Here is a 25,771-nt window from a genome sequence, read left to right on the forward strand (position 1 = left end):
CGTCCCAGCTCGGGCTAGAACACGGGGAACTCGGGCGGCAGGCAAGACGAAAGGGCTCACCAGCATGTCTTCCGATATGTTCATCGAGACCGACAGGACCGACCAGTCACGATCCGAAACCAGAATCCACTCCCACCTCCACTCCCACCCGGAAACGGCAGCGGGCGGCGACGCCCCCGCGCACCAGGACACCGTCCAACCGTCGGAGCTGCTGCTGAGCTTGATCGGCCGCAACCCCGACAACCCCCGCGAGGCGCTGCGGGACCTCCAGCCGCTGACAACCAGTATCCGCGAGATCGGGCTCGTCAACGCCATCACGGTCGCGTCCGTGGAGGCGTACATACGCGAACGGCCCTCCCGCGCCGCCGAGCTCGACCCGAACGCCCGCTACATCGTGGTCGACGGCCACCGTCGGCTGGAGGCGGCGCGCGCGGCCGGCCTGACCACCGTCCGCGTCAGCGTCGACGACGCCCTCGTGTCGACCGACCGCTCCCTGCTCGAAGCGGCCTTCGTGGCGAACGTCCACCGCGACGACATGAACCCGCTGGAGCAGGCGTACGCGCTGAAGAAGTTGGTGGAGTTCTACGGGTCCCAGAACAAGGCGGCCAAGCGCCTCGGGATCGCCCAGTCCACGATCTCCTCGAAGCTGTCCGTGCTGGAACTCGGCCCGGAGCTCCAGGCCGACCTCCTCGCGGGCCGGCGCAAGGTGGTGCACGTGCGCAACCTCTCCCGGCTCAGCCCGCAGCAGCAGAAGCAGCGGGCCGACGCCCGCGCTGCGGCCTCCGAGTCGCGCGGTGCGGAGGGGCGGGGGGCCGGCGCCCGGGGTGCGGACCTGCGCCAGCCGCACCGGATGCCGCACCAGGCCGGGGTGACGAGCATTCCGCGGCAGCGCGGGGTGGTGACGATGCCGTGGGCGGACGGCGTCGCGTGTGCGGAGATCGCGATCTCCCGGATGCGTCCGGCGGAACGGGCCAGGATGCTGCGGCGGCTGTGGCAAGAGGCGGAGAAGGAGGCCCGGGCGGCCAGGATGGCGTCCCCGCGACGTGCGTGAGCGAGCCCTGCGCGCGCCGTCGGGAGTCCCGACCGTCGTGAGCGGCCTGCCGTGAGCAGCGGCGGGGCCCTGTCGTCACCTCCGCGCTGCGACCACAGCGCGGAGGAAGCGCCGCATACGCCCCCGAGCGCCGCGTACACCCCAGATCAACCCGCACGACCCTGAGCAACTCACACGATCCTGAGCCATACGCATGATCCGAGCACATGCGTACGATCCCGAACGCCCTGTGCGCCCCTGAGCACTCCGCCCCATTCACCTCTCCGTGGACTTCTGAATGACCGGTCGCGACCGAACCGCGACCGGCTTTCGTTCGTTCCCGCCGCTCTCGGAAGGGCCCCGTCCGAATCCCTCCCCCCCGGGGGGCGGTGCCCGGCTCCTTCCTCGGGCGGGCACCTATGATCTGAACCCGGACAGCCGGACCGCCGGACACCCCGCGCACTCCGGTCGACCGTGGTCGGTCAAAAGCTCAGCCATCAGCCAGAGGAGGGTCCGTGCCTGGTCAGCGACCCATCGCCGAGACCGAGCGAATGATCCGGGCCAAACTGGGCGGAGCGCCCGTCCACCACGACCAAATGGCCATGGTGGGCAACATCCACCGCGCCGCCGCGGCGGTGCGCCAGCACGTGGAGAACTCCGTGCTGCGCGGATCCGACCTGACGTGGACCGGTTTCGTCGTGCTGTGGGTCGTGTGGATCTGGGGCGAGATGGAGACCCGTCTGGTGGCCGCGGAGGCAGGCATCTCCAAGGGCACGCTGACGGGGGTGGCCCGCACCCTGGAGTCGCGGGGGCTGGTGCGCCGCAGCGAACACCCCTCCGACGGCCGGCGCGTACTGCTCGCCCTCACCGACGAGGGCGAGGAGTTGATGCAGAGCCTCTTCCCGGAGTTCAACGAGGAGGAGGTCTTCGTCGCCGCCCAGTTGAGCGACGAGGAGAGCCGGCGGACGGCGGATGCCCTGCGGCGCGTGGTGGTGCAGATCGAGGCGCACGGCGAGGAGCGCCGACGGCAACTCCTCGGCGGCGAGCCGCCGGTGCCGCGCCGCAGCGGGCGGCGCGCCAAGGACACTCCGCACGCCTGACACGTCGACGGCGGTGCCGGTCGCGCGCACCGGACGCGTGAAGCCGGCCAGCGCCCCTTGCCATCGATTCACTGCCGCGTCCGCTGCCCACGGCTCGTCGTCCGCGCACTTGGCCGACGGTTCGTTCCCCGTTGGCCGACGGTCCGCTCCCGGCTCCTTGCCGACGGTCCGTTCCGTGACTCTTGCCGGTAGTTCGTTTGGCACCATACGATCCGCTCGACGGTGCGTGCGCTGCCCTCCTGACGACCCTTGCGTGCCCGCCGCCGACCACCCCCCTCGTGCGCTTGCGTCCCTCCGTCGGCGACGGTCGGGCGAACACCCCCCTTGGATCAGCCGTGCCCCTGCCGAGACCGTTGATCGCGATCCCCGCCCGTTTCTCCGCGTCCGCCTCAGCGCTGCGCTACGCCGCCGAAGTCAGCGCCCGTGCGCTCGTCGAAGCGGTGTGGAGGGCCGGCGGCGAGCCCGTCACCGTCCATCCGTACGCCCCGGGCGGCTTCGCCTACGCGGCCGACGTGGCCGCCCGCCTCGCCCGCTTCGACGGCCTCCTGCTGCCCGGCGGCGGGGACATCGCGCCGCACCGCTACGGCGAGGCCGGCGAGCCGCACGAGCGGGTGTACGACGTACACGCCGAGCAGGACGGCTTCGACCTCGAAGCGGCCCGACAGGCGCTGCGCACGGGCCTGCCGACGCTCGCCGTGTGCCGGGGCCTCCAGGTCGTCAACACGGTGCTCGGGGGCACGCTGCTCCAGGACATGGGCGGCCCCGCGCGCGAGCACCGGCACGTGGTCCACCCGGTGGCCCTGCGACCGGGGTCACGCATCGCGCGGATCGTCGGCGGCGAGAAGGTTGAGGTGTCCTGCTACCACCACCAGCGGGTCGACCGGCCGGGCGAGGGTCTGCGGATCACCGCGCGGGCGGCGGACGGCACCCCCGAGGCCCTGGAGCTGGTCGGCGCGAGGGGGTGGCTGACCGCGGTCCAGTGGCATCCCGAGGACACCGCACAGGACGACCCCGCGCAGCAACGGATCTTCGATGCGTTCGTCCGGGCGGCGACGGACGACGCCACCCGCTGACGGGAGCCGGCCGCCCCCTCTCCGGCCCCCGTCGGCCCTTCTCACCCCGACGGACGCGGTGCGCGGACGCCCCGCAGCTCCCAGTCGCCGCCGAGCGCCGTCGAGCGGACCTCCTCCGACTCCATGGGCTGGGCGCCCACGTCCGTGCGGACCGGGACCGGCCCGCTGACGACGTGGTTTCTGAGCGTGCCGAGCCCGTCCACGGACACCTCGACCACGTCCCCCGGCCCCACGGGGCGCGAGCCGGCGGGCGTGCCGGTCAGCAGGACGTCACCGGGCACGAGCGTGATGGTGCGGGCTATGTCGGCGACGAGATAGTGCGCGTCCCAGGCCATCTCGTCCGTCGAACCGTCCTGGACGAGCCGCCCGTTGACGTGCGTACGGAGCCACTTGCCGCGGAAGTCCCACTCCGTCACCAGGCCGGGGCCGAGCGGACAGAGGGTGTCGGAACCCTTGACGCGGAGCATGGAGCCGGCGTCCGTGTCCCGGAAGTCGTGCAGGCCGAAGTCGTTGGCGACGGTGTAGCCGGCGATGTACTGCGCCGCGTCGCCCGGGGCGATGTTGCGGCAGGCGCGGCCGATGACCACGGCTATCTCGCCCTCGTAGTTGAGCCATCGGCAGCGCTCGGGGCGGACGACGGCGCCTCGGTGGGCGTTGAGCGAGGAGGTGGGCTTGTGGAAGTAGGTGGGTGCGGCGGGGAGTTCGGCGCCGAACTCCGTCACCCGGCTGCGGTGGTTGAGGTGCACCGCGATGATCTTGGAGGGGACGACGGGCGGTAGGTGTACGGCGTCTTCGACCGGGACGCGGCGGCCGTCGCGGGCGATCAGCTCGTCACCCGAGCGCTGGGTCTCGACGACGGCGCCGTCGAGCAGGACACGGCGGTACTCGGGCACGTCAGCCCACCTCTCGTGAAGAACTCTCGTACGGGGTGACTACGGGCGGGGTGACTACGGACGAGGCGGCTACGGGCGGCGCGTCCACGGGCGGGGCCGCGGTCCAGCCGCCGTCCGGGCGGTCGAACCACAGGTGCACCTGCCCCGTGCCGATGGCGTTCTCGTACTCGCCGTACTGGCGCGCCCGCGCCGTGCAGCGCTCCTCGCCGAGCGCCCCCGTCAGCATCAGGTAGTGCGCGAATCCGGCCTCCGGTCTGTGCCGGGCGAACTCCGGCATCGTCCGCAGCACTTCGTCGTGGCGGCCGTCGGCGAGCCAGGCGATGCGCTGCGCGTCGGCCTCGCGGGCCTGTGCCGTGACGATGTGGGCGGGGTCGCTCGCCTCGTGGTCGCGCAGCTCGCGCAGCGGCCAGAAGGTGTGCGAGAGCGCGCCGGAGGCGATCAGCAGCACCTTGCGGCCGGCCGTGGCCGCAATCCCGTCGGCGAGGGCCCGGCCCACTCTGCGGTGGTCCTCGCCGTCGCCCGTCTGGCAGACGCCGATGCTGAGCCAGCGCTTGTCGGGCAGGCCCGCGCCGAGGTACCTCCAGAGGTTGAGCGTGGCGTAGTGGAGCGGGAGGCAGTCGTCGTCGACGGCGGTGATCCAGGTGCCGTGCCGATCGGCGAACCCGGCTATGGCGCGGGCGAGTTCGGGGTCCCCGGGGAAGTCGTACGGCATCCGGCTCATTCCGCGCGGCAGCTCGTCGGAGGTGAAGAGCCCGGAGCGGCGCCGGTGCGCGGCGACGACGAACTCCACCGTCGTCGCCCAGTGCGAGTCCAGCACGACCACGGTGTCGTACTCCACGTCGGCCGCGTCGAACACGTCCACCCGCAGCTGCCGGAGGCCGGTGACGAGGGTGAGCTCCCGGCCTTCGTTCAGTCGTCGCCGGTCGGCCTCCGGCAGCACGATGGTCGGGACGTGCGAGAGCAGCCCCGCGCCGACGATCTCACCCATGGTCCCGCCATCCCTCCGGTGCCGTCACGGTGTTCTTGACGTCGCAGAAGAAGTCGAAGCTCCAGTCCCCGCCCTCCCGGCCGACGCCGGAGAGCCGCGAGCCGCCGAAGGGGGCTCTGAGGTCCCTGACGTAGAAGCAGTTCACCCAGACCGTGCCGGCGACGAGGCGCGCGGTGACGCGGTCGGCGCGCTCGCGGTCGGCGGTGGCGAGGACGGCCGCCAGCCCGAAGCGGGTGTCGTTGGCGAGCGCGACGGCCTCCGCTTCGGTGCGGAAGGTCTGGAGCGTCAGTACGGGACCGAAGACCTCCTCCTGGACGATCTCGCTGTCCTGGGCGACGTCCGTCAGCAGCGTCGGCCGGTAGTGGAGGCCGCCCGCTTCGGTGTTGGGTCCGCCGCCGACGACGGCGCGGGCCCCGGCGGCGAGCGCCCGCTGCACGTAGCCGTCGATCCGGGCGAGTTGGCGTTGGTGGACGTTGGGGCCGATGTCGGTGTCCTCGTCCCGCGGGTCCCCCTGGCGCAGTCGGCGGATCCGCTCGGCGAGCCGGCAGGTGAACGCGTCGGCGACCGGCTCCTCCACCAGGACGCGGGTGGCGGCAAGACAGACCTGACCCGCGTTGTCGTACTGCTCGACGGCGAGGTCGACGGCGAGGTCGAGGTCGGCGTCGGCGAAGACCAGCAGGGGCGACTTCCCGCCGAGTTCGAGGCTGACGGGGGTCAGCCGCTGGGAGGCGGCTGCGGCGATGGTGAGGGCGGTGGGTACGGAGCCGGTGAAGCTGATCCGTCGCACGTCCGGGTGGGCGACGAGGGCGGCGCCCGCCTCCGCGCCGTAGCCCTGCACCACGTTGAGCACTCCGGGCGGCAGTCCCGCGGCGGCGGCGACGTCCACGAGCAGGGAGGCGGTGAGCGGTGACCACTCGGCGGGCTTGAGGACGACGGTGTTCCCGGCGGCGAGGGCGGGCGCGACCTTCCAGCTGGCGAGCATCAGCGGGGCGTTCCAGGGGGTGATCAGCGCGCACGGGCCCGCCGGGTCCCACGAGACATGGTTGCGGTGGCCGCGGGTGGTGAAGTCCTCGTGGTCGAGGGCGAGGAGCCGGTCGGCGAAGAAGCGGAAGTTCTGTGCGACGCGCGGCAGCACGCCCTTGCGGTGGGAGCGCAGCAGGGCGCCGTTGTCCCACGTCTCGACGACGGCCAGCTCCTCCGAGCGCCGCTCGACGCCGTCCGCGACGGCGTGCAGCACCCGGGCCCGCTGCGCGCGGGACGTGGCGGCCCAGCCGGGGAACGCCTCCCGCGCGGCGGTGACGGCCGCGTCCACCTCGGCGGCGCCTCCGCGGGCGATCTCGCCGAGTTCGCTGCCGTCGACGGGTGAGACGTCGGTGAAGGTGCGGGCGGACGCCACGCGTCGGCCGCCGATGCTGTGCCGGGTGTCGACGCGCACCCCGGCGACGGTGGTCTGGTGGTCAGTCATGCGGTCCTCCCTGCGCGGGGTGGGGCGGCGCGGCTTCGGGGGGCGGCGAAGAGGTGCCGGTGGCCAGCAGCCTTCCGCCGTCCCACACCACCCCCACCTGGTGGAAGTAGGCAGCGATGGGCTCGCGCACCACGAGCCGCGACAGCTCCTCCGTCGGCGAGGGGAAGAGGTCGAGCTCGGCCTCCCCGCGCCAGGCGGGCCCGCTCTCGACGGCGGCTGCACCGCTCTCGACGAGTTCGTCGAGGGAGGGGCCGCGGCCCTTCTCGATGGAGGGCAGCAGCCGGTGGTGGGCCATGGGGTGGGCGTTGACGAAGCCCGCGGTCTCGGCCGGCTCGCGCAGGGTGATCACCGCCTGGGCGATCCTGCGGTCAGCGGCGGCGAGGGTCGCCCCGAAGCGCGCGCCGGCCGCCACCCTGGGCGCGGGTCCGTAGGGATGGGGGCGGGTCTGGTGGATGGAGCCGAGCTTCTTGGGGTAGCCCTGGTGGAGCCCGCGGGCGAGGGCGAAGTCCTTGTCGACCCAGATGTGGACGCAGCGGGAGTAGGTCCGGCCGCGGTAGGCACAGCGCACCACGGCGAACGCCTCCTTGTACTGCGAGCGCACGGGATCGAGGAGTTCGGCGCCGGAGTCCGAACAGGACTGCCAGTCGGCCCAGATGAGCGCGACCGCTCCCGGGTCCTCGTCGGCCGGCTCCAGCGGCGGCGGCAACAGCTCCCGCACCCGCTCGACGTCCGTGCGGTACTCCACGGTGAGCAGGTCCCCGGAGTAGCGCCAAGGGGGCGCGGGGATCAGCGCCGAAGCGCCCGTCGCCGTCCGGGGCGGGAAGAATCCATGGGTCGGGGGCACGGTGCCTCCTATTCGTTTGGGCCCAAATATTAGTCGGGGAACATCCGCCGTCAACCCCGGCACACCTCGCTCCGCACGCCGGGACCCACCTCCTCCACCACTGCGCACCACCTCCGGTTCAGGTCTTGTCAGCCTTCGCACCACGCCATACGTTTGAGCCCAAACGGCCTCCGTGCGGCCCGAGTCCAGGGCCCCATTGCCCCGGCCGTGTCCGGCCGGACCCGGTCACGTCCGGTCGGAGCGGGCCGAAGCAGGCCGGGACCCGCCGGAAACCGCCGGGGCCGGTCGGCCCGGCCCGGCCCGGACCACCGAAAAGGGGAGCAGCCCGTGTCCCTCCAGCCCATGCCTTGCGAACTCGGCGCCCTGGCGAGCCATCTCACCTCCCGGGGTGTCGACCTCGTCCGAGTGCTCTGGAGCGATCTGCACGGGATCGCCCGGGGCAAGGAGGTCCACGTGACGGAGCTGGCACGCCTCGCCGGGGCGGGGCTGTCCTTCTGCCAGGCCCTGATGGTCACCGGGCTCGCCGGCAACCCGGCCGACCTCCCGGAGAGTTCGGGGCGCGGCTGGCCCGACGCCCACGCCCGCATCGCCCCGGACACCCTCGCGCTCCCCGGCTACGCCCCTGGCACCGCCTTCCTCCTCGCCGACCTCCTCGACCCGTCCGACGGGAACGCGCCCCTGCACCTCGATCCGCGCGGCATCCTGCGCCGCCAGGTCGAACGCCTCGCCGCCGCGGGGCTGCACGCGGTGGCCGCGCCCGAGTTGGAGTTCTATCTGCTGGCACCGGATCCGGCGGCGGCCGGGGGCTGGCGCCCGTACTCCACGCACGAGACGGCCGGTTACGTCGTCGGCGCGGCGTACGACCCCGATCTGCTGCTGTCGCACCTGATCCGCGAGTGCCACGCGCTGGGCCTTGGCATCCGGGGCGGCAACCAGGAGTTCAGCGGGGGCCAGTTCGAGATCAACCACACCCACGGCCCCGCCCTGGGGGCGGCGGACCGGGCCTTCCTGTTCAAGTACGCGATCAAGGAGATCGCCGCGGGGCGCGGGCTACGGGCCACCTTCATGGGCAAGCCCTTCAGCGAGGCGGCAGGGAGCGGGCAGCACGTCCACCTCTCCCTCGTGGACTCCGAAGGCGTCAACCTCCTCGCCGACCCGACCGACGACGACGGCATCAGCCCCCTCGCCCGCTCGTTCCTCGCGGGCGTGCTCCACCACGCGCCCGCCCTCACCGCCGTCCTCAACCCCACGGTGAACGCCTACACCCGGCTGGTGTCTCCCGACTCCCTCGTACCGACAGCGGCCGACTGGGGCCACGACAACCGGACCGCCTACGTCCGTATCCCCCCGGAGCGGGGCTCCGGCACCCGGATCGAAGTCCGGGGCGCGGACGCCGCCGCCAACACCCACCTCGTCGTCGCCGCCCTCCTCGCGGCCGGCCTGGACGGCATCGAACGCGATCTCATGGCTCCCCCTCCCGTGTCGTCCTCGTCGGCGCGACCGTCCGCACCGCTCCCCACCACCCTGCGCGACGCCCTGTCCGCCCTCGAAGCGGATCGGACGCTGAGCGAAGCACTCGGCTCCCGCTTCACCCAAGTCTTCATCGCACTCAAACGCGAAGAACTCGCACGGTTCGAACGCACCGTCACGGACTGGGAGTTCCGCGAGTACGCCCGCATGCTCTGATCCGTCTCCCAAACCACACTCACGAGGGAATTCCATGACGATGGACCTTCAGCACTGGCTCCGTGAGGCCGTCCGCTCCCACGAGCGGTGGGCGGAGGGCTTCGGCACGTACGAGCCCCACCCGTCCCTGGCCGTCCCCGACGAGCGCTTCGCGGAGGTCTTCGGGGAGTTCACCGAGCGGCTGCGCGACAACTACCCCTTCTTCCACCCCCGGTACGCGGGGCAGATGCTCAAGCCGCCGCACCCGGCCGCCGTCGTCGGTTACACCACCGCGATGCTGATCAACCCCAACAACCACGCCCTGGACGGCGGCCCGGCCACCGCCGCGATGGAGAAGGAGGTCGTCGGGCAACTGGCCGCGATGTTCGGCCTCGACACCCACCTCGGCCACCTCACCACCAGCGGCACCGTCGCCAACCTGGAGGCGCTGTACGTGGCCCGCGAACTCCACCCGGGCCTCGGCGTCGCCTACAGCGCCGAGGCGCACTACACCCACGGCCGCATGTGCGGCGTCCTCGGCGTCGAGGGCCACCCCGTCGCCACGGACGACCTCGGCCGCATGGACCCGACCGCCCTGGAAGAACTGCTGAGCACGGGCCGCGTCGGCACCGTCGTCCTCACCGCCGGCACCACCGGCCTCGGCGCGATCGACCCGATCGACCGGGTACTGCCGCTGCGCGAGCGCCACGGAGTGCGCCTCCACGTCGACGCGGCCTACGGCGGCTTCTTCACCCTGCTCGCCGGGGCCCCGGACGGCGCGGGGCTGCCCGCGGCCCCGTGGCGGGCGATCTCCGACTGCGACTCCGTGGTGGTCGATCCGCACAAGCACGGCCTGCAGCCCTACGGCTGCGGCGCGGTGCTCTTCGCCGACCCCGACGTCGGCCGCTTCTACCTCCACGACTCCCCGTACACGTACTTCACGTCCACGGATCTCCACCTCGGGGAGATCAGCCTGGAGTGCTCGCGCGCCGGGGCGTCCGCGGCGGCCCTCTGGCTCACCTTCCAACTGCTGCCGCCCACCGCCGACGGTCTGGGACGGGTGCTGGCCGCCGGCCGGCGCGCCGCGCTGCGCTGGGCGGAGCTGATCGAGGCGTCGGAGCGGCTGGAGCTGTACCAGCCGCCCGAACTCGACATCGTGTCGTACTTCCCCCGAACGGACCCGGTCGCGCTCTCGAGGATCGACGCGGCGGCACAACAGATGCTCCATCAGGGCATGACGGAGGGCGATCCGGTCTTCCTGAGCACGCTTCGCGCCTCCGCCCCCGCCTTCACCGCCCGTCACCCCAAGGTGATCGCGGACGAGGACGGCTCGCGGGTACTGCGCAGCGTCTTGATGAAGCCGGAGTCCGAAGGGTACGTGGAGAAGCTGCACGACCGCCTGGAGGAGCTGGCGCGCGCCGCGGCGCCGTAAACGCCGGGCAGCGCAACGGCGAGCAGGGGCCCCGGTCATCGGGGTCCCTGCTCGCCGTCAGGGCCGGTACGGCCCTCAGTCCTGCTTCTTGCGGCGCGTGCCGAACACGATCTCGTCCCAGCTCGGCACCGCGGCCCGGCGCCCCGGACGGACGCCGTCGGCCTCGGCCTGGCGGTCCGTCGTACCGACCAGACGGTCCCGATGACCGGCCACCGAACGGGGCATCAAGACGTCGGCGTACGCGGATCCGGCACCCGCCGACGCCGCGGGCGCGACCGGCTCCTCCGCCGCCTCGGGCTCCTGCACGGGCTCGGGGGACGACTCGGCCGGATTCACCCGTTCCGGTACGACCAGGTCACCGCGGAAACTCGGCACGGCCTCCAGGAGGCTCGTCAGGGAGTCCCGCTCGCCGCTGCCGTCCTCGCTCGACGACGGGCTGTGCGTACCGCTTCCGCCCGTACGGTCGCGGTCCGCCGCGCGGTCCCCCGTCCGGTCCAGCGGCCGGTCCCTGGGCAGACGGGCGATCCGCGGCACGAACGGAAGGCTCGGCTCGTGCGCCGCGATGGTGTCGTCCGTCTCGCCGATCAGCGCGCGCGCCTCGTCGTCGACGGCCTGCACCAGCCTGCGCGGCGGGTCGTACGTCCACGTGGCCGAATGCGTCTCACCGGCGACCCGGTAGACCAGCAGCACTTCCCAGGTGCCGTCGTCGCGGCGCCAGGAGTCCCACAGCACGGTGTCCTTGTCAGCGCCGCGGAGCACCAGCCGCTCCTTCACGGCCTCGCCGAGCTGCGGACCGGAGTTCTCGCCGGGGCGGCGTACGGGCGTCTTGCGGGCCCGCTCCGCCATGAAGGCGCGCTCCGCCAGCACCGGACCCTCGAAGCGACGCACCCGCTCGACCGGAATGCCGGCCAGCTGGGCCACCTCTTCGGCCGAGGCACCGGCACGTATCCGCGCCTGGATGTCACGGGGACGGAGGTGGCTCTCCACCTCGATCTCGATCTGACCGAGTCGGGCGCGGTCGTTGCGTACGGCGGCGCGCAGCCGCTCGTCGATCGGAAGGGTGTACTCCGTGTTGTCCGCAGCCTTGAGCACCAGTCGTGTGCCGTCGTTGGAGACGGCCACGACACGCAGTTCGGGCATGGGGACCTCCCGGGTGGTGCCTGCCGACGTCACCTGTGCGTCGCTGCTTCCGCTAGTCGAGTGTGGCCTGCCCGGGTGCAGCCTGCCACAACCTTGTCGAGTTGCCCGGCGTGTCGGGCATGTGCCCGTGATCGCCGTTATGGCACGGTTACCTGTTCACCACTCAGCGTGACCAGGCGTCACTCTGTGTGCAGATTTCCGTGCGACATCACGGCGCTGCCGGTTCGAGCGCCGCTTTCGGCCCCCTTTCCCGAGGTCCGGACACCCATGAGGGAGCTCGGGCCCAGGGCTCGCCACAGTACTCCATTCGGGCCATGGGAGTGGACTGCCGCGCCATCGAAGTTCGCGACGCTCACCACAGTTCGACCGCGAGGCGCGGAAGACGCGTGTCCTGGTTCACAGATTCTTCTCAAAGGGAACTATTCACTTCGCTCATCTGTCCCTCTTGCGTACAGGTTTGGAAGAAAGGCAAGCAGGGGCTGAAGATGCATCAGAGGCCGGATACCGGTGCACACCGGTACGACCGGGAGGAAATCCAGCGCGGCACCAGGGACGTTCACGGCCTGAGGGGCCCTGGGGACCGTCCTGGGGACCCGTTGGGCGACCGCGACGACCAGGACGACCGGGACGACCGGGACGTGACGCGCGAGGAGCGCTCCGGGCGACGACTGGATCTGAGCGTTCCCCAGGTGGCCGGCAGCGCCCTCGCTGCCGTCGCGGCGGCCGTGCTCGCCTCCAGGCTCGGCGTTTACGGCACGATCATCGGCGCCGGCGTGGTCAGCATCGTCGCCACCTGCGGCGGCTCGGTCTTCCAGCACCTCTTCAGCCGTACGGGTGACCAGCTACGCGGGGCCACCACCCGACCGCGTCGTCCGAGCCGCCGCGTACGAAGCGCGGTGCCCGCCGGGAGCGATGGCGGAAGCGGGGACGGAGGCGACGGCGAGTTCGGTGCGCCCACCACCCACGGCACCCGCGTCCGCGGCTGGAAGCGCCCGACCGTCGCAGCGGCCGTGGTCTTCGGCGTCGCCATGACCGGGATCACCGGGTACGAGATGCTCTCCGGCTCCGGCCTCGACGGCGGCAACGGCACCACGGTCGGCTCGGTCGTCCGCGGCGGCCAGGGCGACGGGTCCGCGCCGAAGGAGGCTCCGTCCGCCCCGCCGGCCGACGAACGCGACCGGCAGCAGACGGAGAAGGGCGAGGAGGCCGAGGAGGCCGAGAAGGGGGGGCAGGAGAAGGAGCCCGCCCCGGACGGATCCCGGACGGACGAGCCGACGAAGCCGGCGCCCGACCCCAAGGAGTCGTCGAAGCCCTCGACCGCGCCCGACCCGGCCGATCCCGCCGATCCGTCGCGGCCCGCGTCGCCGCCGGCGCAGCCCTCCCCGCCCGCGGACGGGAAGCCCGGCACGGAGGGCGGCACGAGCACCCCCGGCGCCAAGACCGGCGCCGGCGCAGGTTCCGGCGGCTCCTGAGGACGGGCCAGCCCACGACATAGGGGGCTTCTGATGGATCTTGCTGGGCTCGCGTGCCCTGGCACCGCTCCCCCTGGGCCTTCGGCCCGGGATGTGCCCCCACTCCGCGTCGTCGCCGGTCGCCGACACTCCGCGTCGACTCCCTCCTCCGCTGGGGGTCCCCGTGCCCGCAGGGCACAGGGGGAAGATCCACGGCACCAGACCCCTCCCCTACGCCCGGAGGGCGTGGGAGGGACCCCACCCTCACCCAGCCTGATCCATCAGAAGCCCCCTAAGGCTCGTTCGGAGGGCCGGCTACGCGCCCAGCACCCGCCGCAGGTAGTCGTTCCGGAACAGCCGCTGCGGATCCATCCGGTCGCGCAGCGCCAGGAACTCGTCGAACCGCGGATACGCCCGGGCGAAGTAGTCCGCGTCACGGGTGTGGATCTTGCCCCAGTGCGGCCGGCCGCCGTGTGCGGTCATGATCCGCTCCACCGCGGTGAAGTACCCCCGGTGGGGCGTGCCGCGGTACACGTGGACGGCGATGTACGCGCTGTCACGCCCGGAGGCGGTGGAGAGCGCGATGTCGTCGGCCGGCGCGGTCCGCACCTCCACCGGGAAGCTGATCTTCAACGGGGAGCGCTCGACCATCGCCTTCACCTCGCGCAGCGCCGCCACGCACGCCTCGCGCGGCACGGCGTACTCCATCTCCAGGAAGCGGACCCGGCGCGGAGTCGTGAAGACCTTGTGGGGGATGTCGGTGTAGGTGCGCGCCGACAGGGCGCGGCTGGTGATCTTGGCGATGGTCGGGATCGTGGCGGGCACGGCCCGGCCCAGCGAGTTGACCACCTGGAAGAGCCGGTTGGAGAGCAGTTCGTCGTCTATCCAGCCGCTGACCGCTCCGGTCGGGGCGAGCGGGCCCGGGGTGCGGTTGTTGCGCTTGGTGTTGCAGTTGCCCGTGTGGGGGAACCAGTAGAACTCGAAGTGCTCGTTCTCCGCGTACAGCTCCTCGAAGTCGGAGGTGACCCGGGCGAAGGACATCGGTTCCTCGCGTGCGGTCAGCAGGAAGAGGGGCTCCACGGCGAAGGTGATCGCGGTGATCACGCCGAGGGCGCCGAGTCCGATCCGGGCGGCGGCGAAGACGTCCGGGTTCCGCCGGGCGTCGCAGGTGATCAGCGAACCGTCGGCGGTGACCAGTTCCAGTGCGGTGATCTGCGCGGCGATGGAGCCGGAGTCCCGACCGGTGCCGTGGGTGCCGGTGCTCACGGCCCCGGCGACGGTCTGTTCCGTGATGTCCCCCATGTTCGTGAGCGACAGGCCCTCGCGCGCGAGGGCCGCGTTCAACCGCTTGAGGGGCGTGCCGGACTCGACGGTCACGGTCATCGCCGTCCGGTCGATCCGGCGGATCCCGGTGAGCAGGTCGGGCCGGATCAGCAGGCCGTCGGTGGCCGCGACCGCGGTGAAGGAGTGCCCCGAACCGACCGTCTTGACCGCGAGGCCGTCCTCGGCCGCCCGTCGCACGAGGTCCGCCACCTCGGTCGCGGATGCCGGCGTGGCCTCCCGAGCCGGGCGGGCGCTGACGTTCCCCGCCCAGTTACGCCACGCTCGCGTCGCGCTCGCCGTGCTGATCGCGCTCGTCAACCCGCTGCACCTCCTGCGTCGGTGCCGGCTGCCGCAGCCGGCGGTATCCCAGGAACGCCACCACGGCAGCCACCGCCCCGGCAACCCCCGAGACGCCGTAGGCCGTCTCGGCGCCCCAGGCGTCGACCGCCGCACCCGCGGCGGCCGAGCCGAGCGCCACGCCGACCGCGAGTCCGGTGCTGACCCAGGTCATGCCCTCGGTCAGCTTGGTGCTCGGGATGTGCGACGCGACGAGCGCCATCGTGGTGACCATCGTGGGGGCGATGGCGAGGCCGGCGACGAAGAGGGCCGCGGCCAGCAGCCACAGGTTCCCCACGAGTTGGAGCGGGATCATGCTCACGGCCATCGCGCACACGCCCACCAGCCACCGGCGCTCGGGCGCGCCCTTGAGGTGGAGCAGCCCGAAGACGAGTCCGGCGACGCACGAGCCGAGCGCGTAGACCGCGAGGACCAGGCTCGCCGCGGCCTTGTGGCCCTCCTCCTCGGCGAAGGCCACGCTGACGACGTCCACCGAACCGAAGATCGCGCCCGTCGCCACGAAGGTGACCACCAGCACCTGGAGGCCGCGGGAGGACATCGCCGAGCCCCGGGTGTGGTCCTCGCGCGCGGCGGGCACGGGCTCGGTGGCGTGCTGGGTGGTCAACCAGAAGACGCCAACGAGCAGGAAGGCGCCGGCGAGAGCGGGCCCGGCGGCCGGGAACCACGCGGTGGACAGTCCGATCGCGACGATGGGGCCGAAGATGAAGCACGTCTCGTCGACGATGGACTCCCAGGCGTACGCGGTGTGCAGGTCGCGCGGGGAGCCCCGGTAGATCGCGGCCCAGCGGGCGCGCACCATCGAGCCGACGCTGGGGACGCAGCCGGCGCCCGCCGCGAAGACGAACAGCGTCCAGTCCGGCGCACCGGCCTGGGCGCAGACGATCAGGCCCGTCGCGGCGGCCACCGCCACCAAGGTCGCAGGGCGGAGCACCTTCGCCTGGCCGTGCCGGTCCACCAACCGCGAGATCTGGGGGCCGATGGCCGCCGCCGCCATCGCCACCGTCGCGGAGAGCGCTCCGGCGAGGCCGTAGCGGCCGGTGAGTTGGGAGATCATCGTCACGATGCCGATGCCCATCATCGACAACGGCATGCGGCCGAGGAAGCCGGCGGCGGAGAACGCCTTGCTGCCGGGGGCGGCGAATATGGCGCGGTAGGGACTGGGCAACACGGACTCCGGTAAGGCATGCCGGTAAGGCGTATGGATGGCGTTGACAGATTACGACCCGAATCCGTGCGGCGCACTGGGGTATTCACCACAGTCTGCCGCCCCGCTCCCCCGCCCCCACCTGGGCGTTCCACGGGGATCGACCGGTCGCGACGGGTCGGGTTCGCGCCGGTGCGACGGGTCGGTGCGGCGTTGTCAGTGCCGGGTGGCAGGATCGGTGTCATGTCCGACGAGCGTGACCCCGCCCCCTACGACGCCCTGCTGCTGCTCTCCTTCGGCGGCCCCGAGGGCCCGGACGACGTCGTCCCGTTCCTGGAGAACGTGACGCGCGGCCGGGGCATCCCCACGGAGCGCCTGAAGGAGGTCGGGCAGCACTACTTCCTGTTCGGCGGGGTCAGCCCGATCAACGACCAGAACCGTGCCCTGTTGGACGCCCTGCGCAAGGACTTCGCCGAGCACGCCCTGGACCTCCCGGTGTACTGGGGCAATCGGAACTGGGCGCCGTACCTCCTCGACACCCTGCGCGAGATGGTCCGGGACGGCCGCCGGAGGATTCTGACCCTCGCCACCAGCGCCTACGCGTCGTACTCGGGCTGCCGGCAGTACCGGGAGAACCTGGCGGACGCACTCGCCGCACTGGCGGCGGAGGGCCTTGAGCCGCCCCGCGTGGACAAGCTGCGGCACTTCTTCAACCACCCCGGGTTCGTCCGCCCCATGATCGACGGCGTGCTGGCGTCCCTGGCCGACCTGCCCGAGGACGTACGGGCGGGGGCGCACCTCGCGTTCACGACGCACTCCATCCCCACCGCGTCCGCCGACGCCTCCGGCACGGTCGCGGACCACGGCGACGGCGGGGCGTACGTGCGCCAGCACCTGGACGTCGCCCGGCTGATCGCGGGCGCGGTGCGCGAGGCGACCGGGGTGGAGCGCCCCTGGGAGCTGGTCTACCAGTCCCGTAGCGGTGCGCCGCACATCCCCTGGCTGGAACCCGACATCTGCGACCACCTGGAGGAGCTGCACGGCTCCGGCGCGCCGGCGGTGGTGATGGTGCCGATCGGCTTCGTGTCGGACCACATGGAGGTGCTGTACGACCTGGACACGGAGGCGACGGCGAAGGCGGCGGAGCTGGGCCTCCCGGTGCGCCGCTCGGCCACCGTGGGCGCGGATCCCCGGTTCGCGGCGGCCGTGCGCGAGCTGGTGCTGGAGCGGGCGGCGACCGAGCGCGGTCTGAGCGTTCCGCGATGCGCCCTCGGTTCCCTCGGCCCGTCGCACGACCTGTGCCCGGTGGGGTGCTGTCCGGCGCGGAGCCCGAAGCCCGCGGCGGCCGGCGCGGACAGTCCGTACGCATGAGGTCGCCCGCGCCCGAACCGTTCCTGCACGCCGTGAACCGTTCGCCCCGGACCGTTCACCGAGCCGTAGCCGTACGCCCCGAACCGTTCCCGTACGTGAGGAAGCGCCGTGACCGCCACGAGTGACCCGCTCCCGTCCGAGCTGCTCGCCCTCGCCCTGGAAGCGGCCGAGCGCGCCGGCAGGCTGCTGCGCGACGGCCGTCCGGACGACCTCTCCGTCGCCGCGACCAAGTCCAGCCCGATCGACGTGGTGACCGAGATGGACCTCGCGGCGGAGAAGCTGATCAGGGACTTCCTCGTGGAGCACCGGCCCGAGGACGGCTTCCTCGGCGAGGAGGGCGCAGCCAGCGCGGGCACCAGCGGGGTCCGCTGGGTCGTCGACCCCCTCGACGGCACGGTGAACTACCTGTACGGGCTGCCGACGTGGGCGGTCTCGATCGCGGCCGAGCGCGACGGCGCGACCCTCGTCGGGGTCGTCGAGGTCCCCATGCGCGGGGAGACCAGCCGTGCGGTCGCCGGCGGCGGCGCCTTCTTGAACGACCGGCCGATCCGGTGTCGGCCCGCTGCCCCGCTGGACCGGGCCCTCGTCTCCACGGGCTTCAACTACGTGGCCAACGTGCGCAGCCATCAGGCGGACGTGGCGCAGCGGCTGATCCCGCGGGTGCGGGACATCCGCCGCGGCGGCTCCGCGGCCGTGGACCTGTGCGACGTGGCGGCCGGCCGTCTCGACGGCTACTACGAGCGCGGGCTGCACCCCTGGGACCTGGCTGCGGGCGATCTGATCGCCCGCGAGGCGGGCGCGCTCACGGGCGGCCGGCCCGGTGGCGCACCCACCCGCGATCTGGCGGTGGCGGCCAGCCCCGGCGTCTTCGGGCCCCTCCAGGAGCTGCTGGAGGAGTTCGGGGCCTGGCACGACTGATCGGCTCCCGAGCCCAGGAGCAGGCCCCGGGAAGGGGCGCCGTGGCTCAGGACGGAAGTGACGTGCGTGGGTCAGGCGAGTGACGTGAGATGAGAGACGGGAGACGGGGAGAACCCGGCGTCACGAGGCGGCGCCGGACCTCTCCCGGCGTGCCGGTCCTTGGACCGGTCGGAGGAAGGGGTCAGGCCGCGTTGAGTTTGACGCCGTGCTCCGCGGCGAGCCGACGGAGGTCGTCCAGCTCCGCCTCCTCCACGTCGGCGAGGAAGTGGTCACCCGACTCGCGGGCCTGCGTGAGGTCGCTCTCCGTGGCCTTTATGCGCTGCAACAGTCCAGTGGTGAATGCGTCCATGTGCGCCCCTCGTCGTCGTTCGGTGGCACGGGGGTGTGCCTCGGGTCCCGCGGTCGCAACGGCTGCCGCACCAGGGGACGGAATGATCACCCCTGCCCTCTGATCGGGCAGGTCGGCGGCGCAGACGAGTGCGCCGCTTACAGGGCGTGATCTCGGATGTCTTCTCGTCCTCCCCCGGCTCTTGCTCAGAGAAACCTCAACTCCGCCATGAATCCCGTTGATTCCCGTACCATCCACCGGACCTCCACGTCCGCCGATCACCGGCCCTTCCTGCCTTACAGCCGGTTTACGCGCGTAACGGGCAGGATGGATGCGCACAGCCAGTGCGTGGACATGCCCTGATCACGGATGACAGGGCCGGAGGAAGGATCGCGACGTGCGCGTACTCGTCGTCGAGGACGAGCAGCTGCTCGCCGATGCGGTGGCCACCGGACTGCGCCGGGAGGCCATGGCCGTCGACGTGGTGTACGACGGCGCGGCTGCCCTGGAGCGCATCGGCGTGAACGACTACGACGTGGTCGTGCTCGACCGCGACCTGCCACTGGTGCACGGCGACGACGTGTGCCGCAAGATCGTGGAGCTGGGCGTGCCGACCCGGGTCCTCATGCTGACCGCGTCCGGGGACGTCTCGGACCGTGTGGAGGGCTTGGAGCTGGGCGCGGACGACTACCTGCCCAAGCCGTTCGCCTTCACCGAGCTGACGGCCCGCGTACGGGCGCTGGGGCGGCGCACGACCGTGCCGCTGCCGCCGGTGCTGGAGCGCGCCGGCATCAAGCTGGACCCGAACCGCCGGGAGGTGTTCCGGGACGGCCGGGAGATCCAGCTCGCCCCGAAGGAGTTCGCGGTGCTGGAGGTGCTGATGCGCAGCGAGGGCGCGGTGGTCTCGGCCGAGCAGCTGCTGGAGAAGGCGTGGGACGAGAACACCGACCCGTTCACGAACGTGGTGCGGGTGACCGTGATGACCCTGCGCCGCAAGCTCGGCGAACCGCCGGTGATCGTCACCGTGCCCGGCTCGGGCTACCGGATCTGATCCGGTGGGCTCCATCCCCGCACCGCCCAAGGTGCCGCCGAAGCCCTCCTGGGACCCGCGCACTCCGGTGCGTCCCCTGCTGCGCCCCACGATCCGGATACGGCTCACGCTGCTGTACGGCGGGATGTTCCTGATCGCGGGCATCCTGCTGCTGTCGATCATCTACCTGCTCGCGGCCCAGGCCCTCCACAACGGCAACGGCCTGCCGTTCCAGTTCGTGTCGGGCCAGGTCAAGGCGACCACGGACTGGTGCGAGCTGCCGAGCCAGGGGACGGGCTCGGAGTTCACGGACGCGGTCGCGCGGTGCTTCGCGCACCAGCGCGAGGTGGCCCTGAACGACCTGCTGCGCCGCTCGCTCTTCGCCCTGTTGGGCCTGAGCATCATCGCCTTCGCCTTCGGTTACGCGATGGCGGGCCGGGTGCTGTCCCCGCTGGGCCGGATCACCCGCACGGCGCGCCAGGTGGCCAGCTCCGACCTGTCCCGGCGCATCCAGCTGGACGGCCCGGAGGACGAGCTCAAGGAGCTGGCGGACACCTTCGACGAGATGCTGGCGCGGCTGGAGCGGGCCTTCAGCGCCCAGCAGCGGTTCGTCGCCAACGCTTCGCACGAGCTGCGCACGCCGCTGGCGATCAACCGCACGCTGTTGGAGGTCCACCTCTCCGACCCGGGCGCCCCCGTAGAGCTCCAGCAGCTCGGCAAGACGCTGCTGTCGACGAACGAGCGCAGCGAACAGCTCGTCGAGGGTCTGCTGCTGCTCGCCCGCAGCGACAACCAGATCGTGGAGCGCAAACCGGTCGACCTGGCCGAGGTCGCGACGCGGGCGGTGGACCAGACGCGGGCGGAGGCCGACGAGCGGGGCGTGGAGATCCGCGGGGAGCGTGCGCCGGCGGTCGTCCAGGGCAATGGGGTCCTCTTGGAGCGCATCGCGCTCAACCTGGTGCAGAACGCGGTCCGGTACAACGTCCCGGAGGACGGCTGGGTGGAGGTCACCACGGACACCCAGCCGGGTCAGGCCGTCCTCGTCGTGGAGAACACCGGCCCGGTGGTCCCGGCGTACGAGATCGACAACATCTTCGAGCCGTTCCGGCGGCTCAGGCAGGAGCGCACGGGCAGCGACAAGGGCGTCGGCCTGGGCCTGTCCATCGTCCGCTCGGTGGCGCGGGCCCACGGCGGCAGCATCGTCGCCGAGCCCCGGGAGGGCGGCGGGCTCGTGATGCGCGTCACGCTACCGCTGTGAGGTGCTACAACGGCGAGGAAGGACGCGTTCGACGCGGGATCCGGACAAGATCAGGACAGATGTTCGCGAGCAGCCGGCTTTGTTCGCTTTAGGCAGAATTTTTCCGGCGTATACTCCACCCCGCCCTGTGTGATCGATCACAGGGACGATTTTTGGACCATCCACTCTGCGTGATCATGCAGCCGTCGAAAAGCCGGTAAAAGTCCGGGTTTCCGGGGGTCGAGATCACGGGAAGTACCCGGGGTGGCGCCCGTGAGCTGCGCTGATCGCATCGTGTACGGTCCCCATCGCCATCCAACCCGATCACTCTTGGGGGATCCGGTTGGGTGTCGATTGAGTAACAGACCTTGATGTGAGGCAAAATCTCCGCCTCAGGTCGGGCACAAGTCCGGCCTCTCACGCGTTACGTGCGCTGGAGACACCGCAATCACACCCAGAGGGGGAGAGCGACATGGCAACGGATTACGACACCCCACGCAAGACCGATGACGACGTCGATTCGGACAGCCTTGAGGAACTGAAGGCCCGCCGGAACGACAAGTCGAGCTCGACCGTCGACGTCGACGAGTTCGAGGCTGCCGAGGGCATGGAGCTGCCCGGCGCCGACCTCTCCAATGAGGAGCTGGCCGTCCGGGTGCTGCCCAAGCAGGCGGACGAGTTCACCTGCATGAGCTGCTTCCTCGTGCACCACCGCAGCCAGCTGGCCCGCGAGAAGAACGGCCAGCCGATCTGCCGCGACTGCGAGTAAGGTCCGGTCGACCGTGGCAGGCGAGACACCGTCCAGGAAGCGGCGTTTCCTGCGGCAGCAGCCGCCGGAGACGCATCAGGAGGCGTACCGGGGCGGCCCGGGACCCTCGGAGGCCGACGTGCCTTCGCAGGAGCCCTCAGCCGCCCTCCTGCCCCGTGGCGCGGGAGACGCCGAGCGAGGCCCCTCGGCCTCGCTCGAAGCCCTCCCCGTCGAGCGGGCGGACGAGGACCGGGCTCCGGCCTGGGCCGGACGCCTGGCAGGAGTGCGCCAGGGTGTCCGCAGGAGCCGCCAGGGCGCCAAGGCGGCCATCGGCTACCTAGCCGACCGGATCATCGATAACGCACCGCGCATCCCGGTGCGGGATCTGGCGACCCTTCGCAGGCAGTTCCCCGGCCTGGGCCCCGAGCAGCTTGCCGACAAGCTGGTCGCGGGCGCAGCCAACGGCACCGCCACGGTGGGCGCCGGCGTCGGGGCGGCGGCGATGCTGCCCGCACCCCCCGCGATGCCGGCCGAGTTGGCGGCGGAGATCTCGGGCGTGGCGGCGATAGAGCTGAAGCTCATCGCCGAGCTGTACGAGGTCTACGGCCTTCGGCCGCCGGGCACGCTCAAGGAGCGCAGCACGATCTATCTGGCCACCTGGTCGGAAGAGCGCAGCATTGACGTGACCAAGCCGTCGACGTACAAGAACGTGGCACTGAGCGGCGGCCTCAAGCGCGAGCTGCGCCAGCAGATCATGAAGCGGATGATCCGGAACCTTCCGAATCTCCTGCCGTTCATGGTCGGCGCCGCCGTGGGCGCCGTCATCAACCGCCGCGACACCCGACAGCTCGCCAACCGCATCCGCAAGGACCTCCGGGCCCGCCAGGTGCCGTGGGACGCGTTGGAGGAGCTGCCTCCGCTTCAGCCGCCCCGCCATCCCCTGGAAGCTCCCGGGCCGGTCGACCGGCCCCGCGAGCTGGAGGGCTGAGCAAAGGCTCGGCCCGACGTCGAGAGCGCTCGCCGGAGCGCTCTCTCGGCGGCTCCCGGTCTGCACCACCGGATGTCAGCGGATGCCACCGGATGCCAGCGCATGTCAGCGGGTTTCCGCACTTCCACGGACCGTTCACGAACCCGCGCGCAAGCACCGTCCACGGACCTCCCGCGCCCACGATTCCCGAAGGACTCCGCGGAGCGGACCCGTCTCCGCGATCGGCCTGACGGCCCGCTGACCCCCTCGTCGGCTCGGACCACCTCTCCCCCGGTCCGCTCCGCAGAGGGGGTCGGTCGCAGTCAGGGGCCAGAACGCCCGCCAAGGCCCGCTCCCGAGCCCGTCAGGGCCCTCGTGGGCCTTCCCCGGCCCACGAGGGCGGCCCGCTCCCGCTAGGCGGTCAGAGCCGCCGCCAGGGCCTTCGGGTCCCGGGTGGACACGTACACGTACGGCGTGGGGTCCTCGGGGTCCGTGACCTCGATCCGCACCGCGGTGGGCACGTAGGAGCGCAGCAGCATGAAGGCCCGGGGATCGGCCTTGTAGGAGCGCCAAGCGCGCGCCTCCTCCGCCTCCAGCACCTCGGGCTCCCCGAGGGCCGTCAGCGGGATGCGGGCCTCCCCGGCCACCAGCGAGCCCGCCACCACCCGGATCCGGGCGGAGCCGTAGGAGCTGATCAGGCCGCCGGCGAGCAGGCCCACCACGACCACGCTGACCAACATCGGCAGCACCCCGAGCGGGAGGGTGACCAGTCCGCCCGACAGTCCCAGCAGGGCGGCGATGCCCCACCACAGCGGAGGGGCGGTCAGACGTTCGTCGTAGCGCGGCGCCGGGGCCGGTGCGGAGGGCTGCATGCGGACAAGCTTGGCACGCGGCCCACCGGGGCGGACGACCCGCCCCAAACGGACGCGCACGGGCACAGGCGGCCCGCCCGTGACGTGCGCGGGCACACGCGTACGAGGCTGTACGCATGCGGGCGTACGCACATGGGTGCGAGCACACCCACTCTCGTACGGGCGCGCAAGCGCGCGCGAGCGCACGCCTGCGCCTCGCGTGAGCCTCCTGGTGAACCGCGGGTAAGGTCTGCGCCTGTGAGCACTGCGAATCCACCGGGGTCGACCCCCGAGACCCCGGAGACCCCGGACCGTTCCACTGCCCGGCCACCGGCCCTGACGCCGCCGGCCGACGCCGTACCCCCGGTCCGGCACCCCGAGGCACCCGCCCCCGGTGAGCTGCTCGGCACGCACTACGAGAACTGCTTCGGCTGCGGCGCGGCCCAGCCCCACGGGCTGCACCTGGCGGCCCGCGCGGGCGAGGGCGTGAGCATCACCGCCGAGTTCACCGTGCGCACCGCCCACCAGGGCGCCCCCGGCCTCGCCCACGGCGGCGTGCTGGCCACCGCCCTCGACGAGGCCCTCGGCTCGCTGACCTGGCTGCTGCGGACGATCGCCGTCACCGGCCGGCTGGAGACGGACTTCGTGCGTCCCGTGCCCGTGGACACCGTGCTGTTCCTCAAGGCCGAGGTGACCGCCGTCGCCGGCCGGAAGATATATGCGCGGGCCGAGGGCAGGATCGGCGGCCCCGACGGGCCGCTGGCCGTCCGCGCCAACGCGCTCTTCATCGAAGTCAAGGTCGACCACTTCATCGACAACGGCCGCCCCGAGGAGATCCAGGCAGCCATGGCCGACCCCGACCAGCTCCGCCGTGCCCGCGCTTTCGAGGTGAACCCCTGATGTCGACGACGCCCAGCCCTTCCGCCCCGCTCGACGTGCTGATCCGCCGGGTCGACCCCGAGGTGCCGCTGCCCTCGTACGCACACCCGGGCGACGCCGGTGCCGACCTCGTGACGTGCGAGGCCGCCGAGCTGGCGCCCGGAGAGCGCGCCGTCCTGCCGACCGGCGTCTCGATCGCCCTCCCGGACGGCTACGCCGCCTTCGTCCATCCGCGCTCCGGCCTCGCCGCCCGCTGCGGAGTAGCCTTCGTGAATGCCCCGGGGACGATTGATGCCGGGTACCGTGGGGAAATCAAGGTGATCGTGGTCAATCTCGACCCGCGCGAGAGCGTGCGGTTCGAGCGCTTCGACCGCATTGCCCAGCTCATCGTCCAGAAGGTCGAGAAGGTGCGCTTCCACGAGGTGGCGGAGCTTCCCGGCTCGGCACGGGCCGAGGGGGGCTTCGGGTCCACCGGCGGTCATGCGGCGGTGGACGGCTCAACGGACGTTTCAACGGGTGGGAATCGATACGCTTCCGTCGTATCCGACCGGGAAGGACAGTGACGTGTTCGGACGTCGCAAGAAGAGTGGTTCCGCGAAGGACGCGGACGCAGCGCGCGGGACCGAGCAGGTCGTCGACGTAACCGACGAGGCCGAGGTCGAGGCCGAGTCCGACGCCGTCGAGGAGAGCCCCAGCGGGCGGGTGAACCTTCCTCCGGCGCCGCGGCCCGACGGCCCCTGGGACCTGTCCGAGGTGTCCAAGCCCGCCGAGGGCCGGGTGGACCTCGGCGGACTCTTCGTGCCCGGTGTCGAGGGCATGGAGCTGCGGGTCGAGGTCGCCGGTGACGCGATCGTCGCCGCGACCGTGGTCCTGCGCGACAGCGCCGTGCAGCTCCAGGCGTTCGCGGCGCCCAAGAAGGAGGGCATCTGGGGTGAGGTCCGCGAGGAGATCGCCTCCGGCATCACCCAGCAGGGCGGCGTGATCGACGAGGTCGAGGGCCCGCTGGGCTGGGAGCTGCGGGCGCAGGTGCCCGTGCAGCTGCCGGACGGCACGGGCGGGGTGCAGCTGGTGCGCTTCATCGGCGTCGACGGGCCCCGCTGGTTCCTGCGCGGCGTGATCTCCGGGCAGGGCGCGGTGCAACCGGAGGCCGCCGGCCTGCTGGAGCAGATCTTCCGCGACACGGTCGTGGTCCGCGGTGACGGCCCGATGGCCCCCCGCGACCCGATCGTGCTGAAGCTGCCCGAGGACGCGCAGATGGTGCCCGAGGGCGTCCAGCAGGAGGAGCAGGGCTCCCGCTTCTCCGGCGACATGGGGCGGCTGGCGCGCGGCCCCGAGATCACCGAGGTGCGCTGACCGCACGGCCTTCAGGGCCGCCGTGGACGTTCCGTGGGCCGTACTGCTCCGTCGAGGGGTGGTGCGGCCCACGGCTTTCACCCCGTACTGTGCCCGCACGCACACACGTACGCACGTACGCACTGGTGAGGACGGCGTACGGGAACGAGGGGGGCACCCATGGTCGGCAGCACGGGAGCAGCGG

Annotated in this window: 24 protein-coding genes; 15 read left to right on the top strand and 9 right to left on the bottom strand. The window is 72.1% G+C overall.

The window, feature by feature from the left end:
* Positions 1-64 precede the first annotated feature (64 nt).
* The 3 genes from ABZ842_RS31140 to ABZ842_RS31150 all read left to right on the top strand — a co-directional run bounded on the left by ABZ842_RS31140 (position 65) and on the right by ABZ842_RS31150 (position 3,203).
* Complete coding sequence (locus tag ABZ842_RS31140) at positions 65-1,051, top strand: ParB/RepB/Spo0J family partition protein (RefSeq protein WP_361544247.1); 987 nt, start codon at positions 65-67, stop codon at positions 1,049-1,051.
* A 494-nt stretch (positions 1,052-1,545) separates the two neighbouring features.
* Positions 1,546-2,130 (top strand): MarR family transcriptional regulator, encoded by a 585-nt coding sequence (locus ABZ842_RS31145; RefSeq protein ID WP_361544250.1) that lies wholly within the window; start codon positions 1,546-1,548, stop codon positions 2,128-2,130.
* A 341-nt stretch (positions 2,131-2,471) separates the two neighbouring features.
* The gene (locus tag ABZ842_RS31150) at positions 2,472-3,203 is read left to right on the top strand and encodes a gamma-glutamyl-gamma-aminobutyrate hydrolase family protein (protein WP_361544358.1); all 732 of its coding nucleotides are present in this window, start codon (positions 2,472-2,474) and stop codon (positions 3,201-3,203) included.
* A gap of 41 nt (positions 3,204-3,244) precedes the next feature.
* On the opposite strand, the gene ABZ842_RS31155 is transcribed toward ABZ842_RS31150, so the two are convergent.
* From ABZ842_RS31155 to ABZ842_RS31170, 4 genes are read right to left on the bottom strand one after another with little or no spacing between them, the layout of a single operon-like run.
* Complete coding sequence (locus tag ABZ842_RS31155) at positions 3,245-4,096, bottom strand: fumarylacetoacetate hydrolase family protein (protein WP_361544253.1); 852 nt, start codon at positions 4,094-4,096, stop codon at positions 3,245-3,247.
* A 1-nt stretch (position 4,097) separates the two neighbouring features.
* A complete protein-coding gene (locus ABZ842_RS31160; RefSeq protein ID WP_361544256.1) occupies positions 4,098-5,084 on the bottom strand; it encodes a 3,4-dihydroxyphenylacetate 2,3-dioxygenase in 987 nt (328 codons plus the stop codon).
* On the bottom strand, positions 5,077-6,549 hold the full coding sequence (locus ABZ842_RS31165) for an aldehyde dehydrogenase (protein ID WP_361544259.1): 1,473 nt from the start codon (positions 6,547-6,549) through the stop codon (positions 5,077-5,079). Before ABZ842_RS31165 ends, ABZ842_RS31160 begins: the two co-directional genes overlap by 8 nt.
* The gene (locus ABZ842_RS31170; protein ID WP_361544262.1) at positions 6,542-7,393 is read right to left on the bottom strand and encodes an acetoacetate decarboxylase family protein; all 852 of its coding nucleotides are present in this window, start codon (positions 7,391-7,393) and stop codon (positions 6,542-6,544) included. Before ABZ842_RS31170 ends, ABZ842_RS31165 begins: the two co-directional genes overlap by 8 nt.
* Positions 7,394-7,720: 327 nt before the next feature.
* Here ABZ842_RS31170 and ABZ842_RS31175 point away from each other — a divergent pair, with 327 nt between their 5' ends.
* Positions 7,721-9,079 (top strand): glutamine synthetase family protein, encoded by a 1,359-nt coding sequence (locus ABZ842_RS31175; protein WP_361544265.1) that lies wholly within the window; start codon positions 7,721-7,723, stop codon positions 9,077-9,079.
* Between the two features lie 40 nt (positions 9,080-9,119).
* A complete protein-coding gene (locus ABZ842_RS31180; RefSeq protein ID WP_361544361.1) occupies positions 9,120-10,490 on the top strand; it encodes an aminotransferase class I/II-fold pyridoxal phosphate-dependent enzyme in 1,371 nt (456 codons plus the stop codon).
* Between the two features lie 75 nt (positions 10,491-10,565).
* Here ABZ842_RS31180 and sepH read toward each other — a convergent pair whose 3' ends face one another.
* The gene (sepH, locus tag ABZ842_RS31185) at positions 10,566-11,663 is read right to left on the bottom strand and encodes a septation protein SepH (RefSeq protein ID WP_361544268.1); all 1,098 of its coding nucleotides are present in this window, start codon (positions 11,661-11,663) and stop codon (positions 10,566-10,568) included.
* Positions 11,664-12,268: 605 nt separating this feature from the next.
* Between sepH and ABZ842_RS31190 the strand changes: the two genes are divergently transcribed.
* Entirely contained in the window at positions 12,269-13,102 is an 834-nt protein-coding gene (locus tag ABZ842_RS31190; protein ID WP_361544364.1) for a hypothetical protein, read from the top strand.
* 294 nt (positions 13,103-13,396) lie between these two features.
* Here ABZ842_RS31190 and ABZ842_RS31195 read toward each other — a convergent pair whose 3' ends face one another.
* Both ABZ842_RS31195 and ABZ842_RS31200 read right to left on the bottom strand, forming a co-directional pair.
* On the bottom strand, positions 13,397-14,722 hold the full coding sequence (locus tag ABZ842_RS31195) for a D-arabinono-1,4-lactone oxidase (protein WP_361544271.1): 1,326 nt from the start codon (positions 14,720-14,722) through the stop codon (positions 13,397-13,399).
* On the bottom strand, positions 14,676-15,926 hold the full coding sequence (locus tag ABZ842_RS31200; RefSeq protein WP_361544274.1) for an MFS transporter: 1,251 nt from the start codon (positions 15,924-15,926) through the stop codon (positions 14,676-14,678). The genes ABZ842_RS31195 and ABZ842_RS31200 overlap by 47 nt, the downstream gene beginning before the upstream one ends.
* A gap of 222 nt (positions 15,927-16,148) precedes the next feature.
* Here ABZ842_RS31200 and ABZ842_RS31205 point away from each other — a divergent pair, with 222 nt between their 5' ends.
* Together ABZ842_RS31205 and ABZ842_RS31210 are read left to right on the top strand one after the other, a co-directional pair.
* On the top strand, positions 16,149-17,276 hold the full coding sequence (locus ABZ842_RS31205) for a ferrochelatase (RefSeq protein ID WP_361544277.1): 1,128 nt from the start codon (positions 16,149-16,151) through the stop codon (positions 17,274-17,276).
* 108 nt (positions 17,277-17,384) lie between these two features.
* Positions 17,385-18,194, top strand: a complete 810-nt coding sequence (locus ABZ842_RS31210) for an inositol monophosphatase family protein (RefSeq protein ID WP_361544280.1) — start codon at positions 17,385-17,387, stop codon at positions 18,192-18,194.
* 181 nt (positions 18,195-18,375) lie between these two features.
* Here the strand turns inward: ABZ842_RS31210 and ABZ842_RS31215 are convergent, their stop codons facing one another.
* A complete protein-coding gene (locus ABZ842_RS31215) occupies positions 18,376-18,543 on the bottom strand; it encodes a hypothetical protein (RefSeq protein WP_361544283.1) in 168 nt (55 codons plus the stop codon).
* A 376-nt stretch (positions 18,544-18,919) separates the two neighbouring features.
* Here ABZ842_RS31215 and ABZ842_RS31220 point away from each other — a divergent pair, with 376 nt between their 5' ends.
* The 4 genes from ABZ842_RS31220 to ABZ842_RS31235 all read left to right on the top strand — a co-directional run bounded on the left by ABZ842_RS31220 (position 18,920) and on the right by ABZ842_RS31235 (position 22,525).
* Entirely contained in the window at positions 18,920-19,573 is a 654-nt protein-coding gene (locus ABZ842_RS31220; protein ID WP_361544286.1) for a response regulator transcription factor, read from the top strand.
* A 4-nt stretch (positions 19,574-19,577) separates the two neighbouring features.
* Positions 19,578-20,810 carry a HAMP domain-containing sensor histidine kinase gene (locus tag ABZ842_RS31225; protein ID WP_361544289.1) on the top strand — a complete coding sequence of 411 codons (1,233 nt, stop codon included), beginning with the start codon at positions 19,578-19,580 and terminating at the stop codon, positions 20,808-20,810.
* Positions 20,811-21,261: 451 nt separating this feature from the next.
* Positions 21,262-21,558, top strand: a complete 297-nt coding sequence (locus tag ABZ842_RS31230; RefSeq protein WP_361544292.1) for a DUF4193 domain-containing protein — start codon at positions 21,262-21,264, stop codon at positions 21,556-21,558.
* A gap of 13 nt (positions 21,559-21,571) precedes the next feature.
* The gene (locus tag ABZ842_RS31235; protein WP_361544295.1) at positions 21,572-22,525 is read left to right on the top strand and encodes a hypothetical protein; all 954 of its coding nucleotides are present in this window, start codon (positions 21,572-21,574) and stop codon (positions 22,523-22,525) included.
* A 392-nt stretch (positions 22,526-22,917) separates the two neighbouring features.
* Here the strand turns inward: ABZ842_RS31235 and ABZ842_RS31240 are convergent, their stop codons facing one another.
* Entirely contained in the window at positions 22,918-23,376 is a 459-nt protein-coding gene (locus ABZ842_RS31240) for a DUF3093 domain-containing protein (protein WP_361544298.1), read from the bottom strand.
* A 315-nt stretch (positions 23,377-23,691) separates the two neighbouring features.
* Here ABZ842_RS31240 and ABZ842_RS31245 point away from each other — a divergent pair, with 315 nt between their 5' ends.
* Genes ABZ842_RS31245 through ABZ842_RS31255 form a run of 3 tightly spaced genes read left to right on the top strand, consistent with a single transcriptional unit; the run spans position 23,692 to position 25,587 of the window.
* Complete coding sequence (locus tag ABZ842_RS31245) at positions 23,692-24,255, top strand: PaaI family thioesterase (RefSeq protein WP_361544367.1); 564 nt, start codon at positions 23,692-23,694, stop codon at positions 24,253-24,255.
* On the top strand, positions 24,255-24,797 hold the full coding sequence (dut, locus tag ABZ842_RS31250; protein WP_361544301.1) for a dUTP diphosphatase: 543 nt from the start codon (positions 24,255-24,257) through the stop codon (positions 24,795-24,797). Before ABZ842_RS31245 ends, dut begins: the two co-directional genes overlap by 1 nt.
* A 1-nt stretch (position 24,798) precedes the next feature.
* Complete coding sequence (locus ABZ842_RS31255; RefSeq protein ID WP_361544304.1) at positions 24,799-25,587, top strand: DUF3710 domain-containing protein; 789 nt, start codon at positions 24,799-24,801, stop codon at positions 25,585-25,587.
* The last annotated feature ends 184 nt before the right edge of the window (positions 25,588-25,771 follow it).

It is taken from the genome of Streptomyces sp. NPDC047315, assembly GCF_040643215.1.
In the GTDB taxonomy this organism is placed as follows: Bacteria; Actinomycetota; Actinomycetes; order Streptomycetales; family Streptomycetaceae; genus Streptomyces.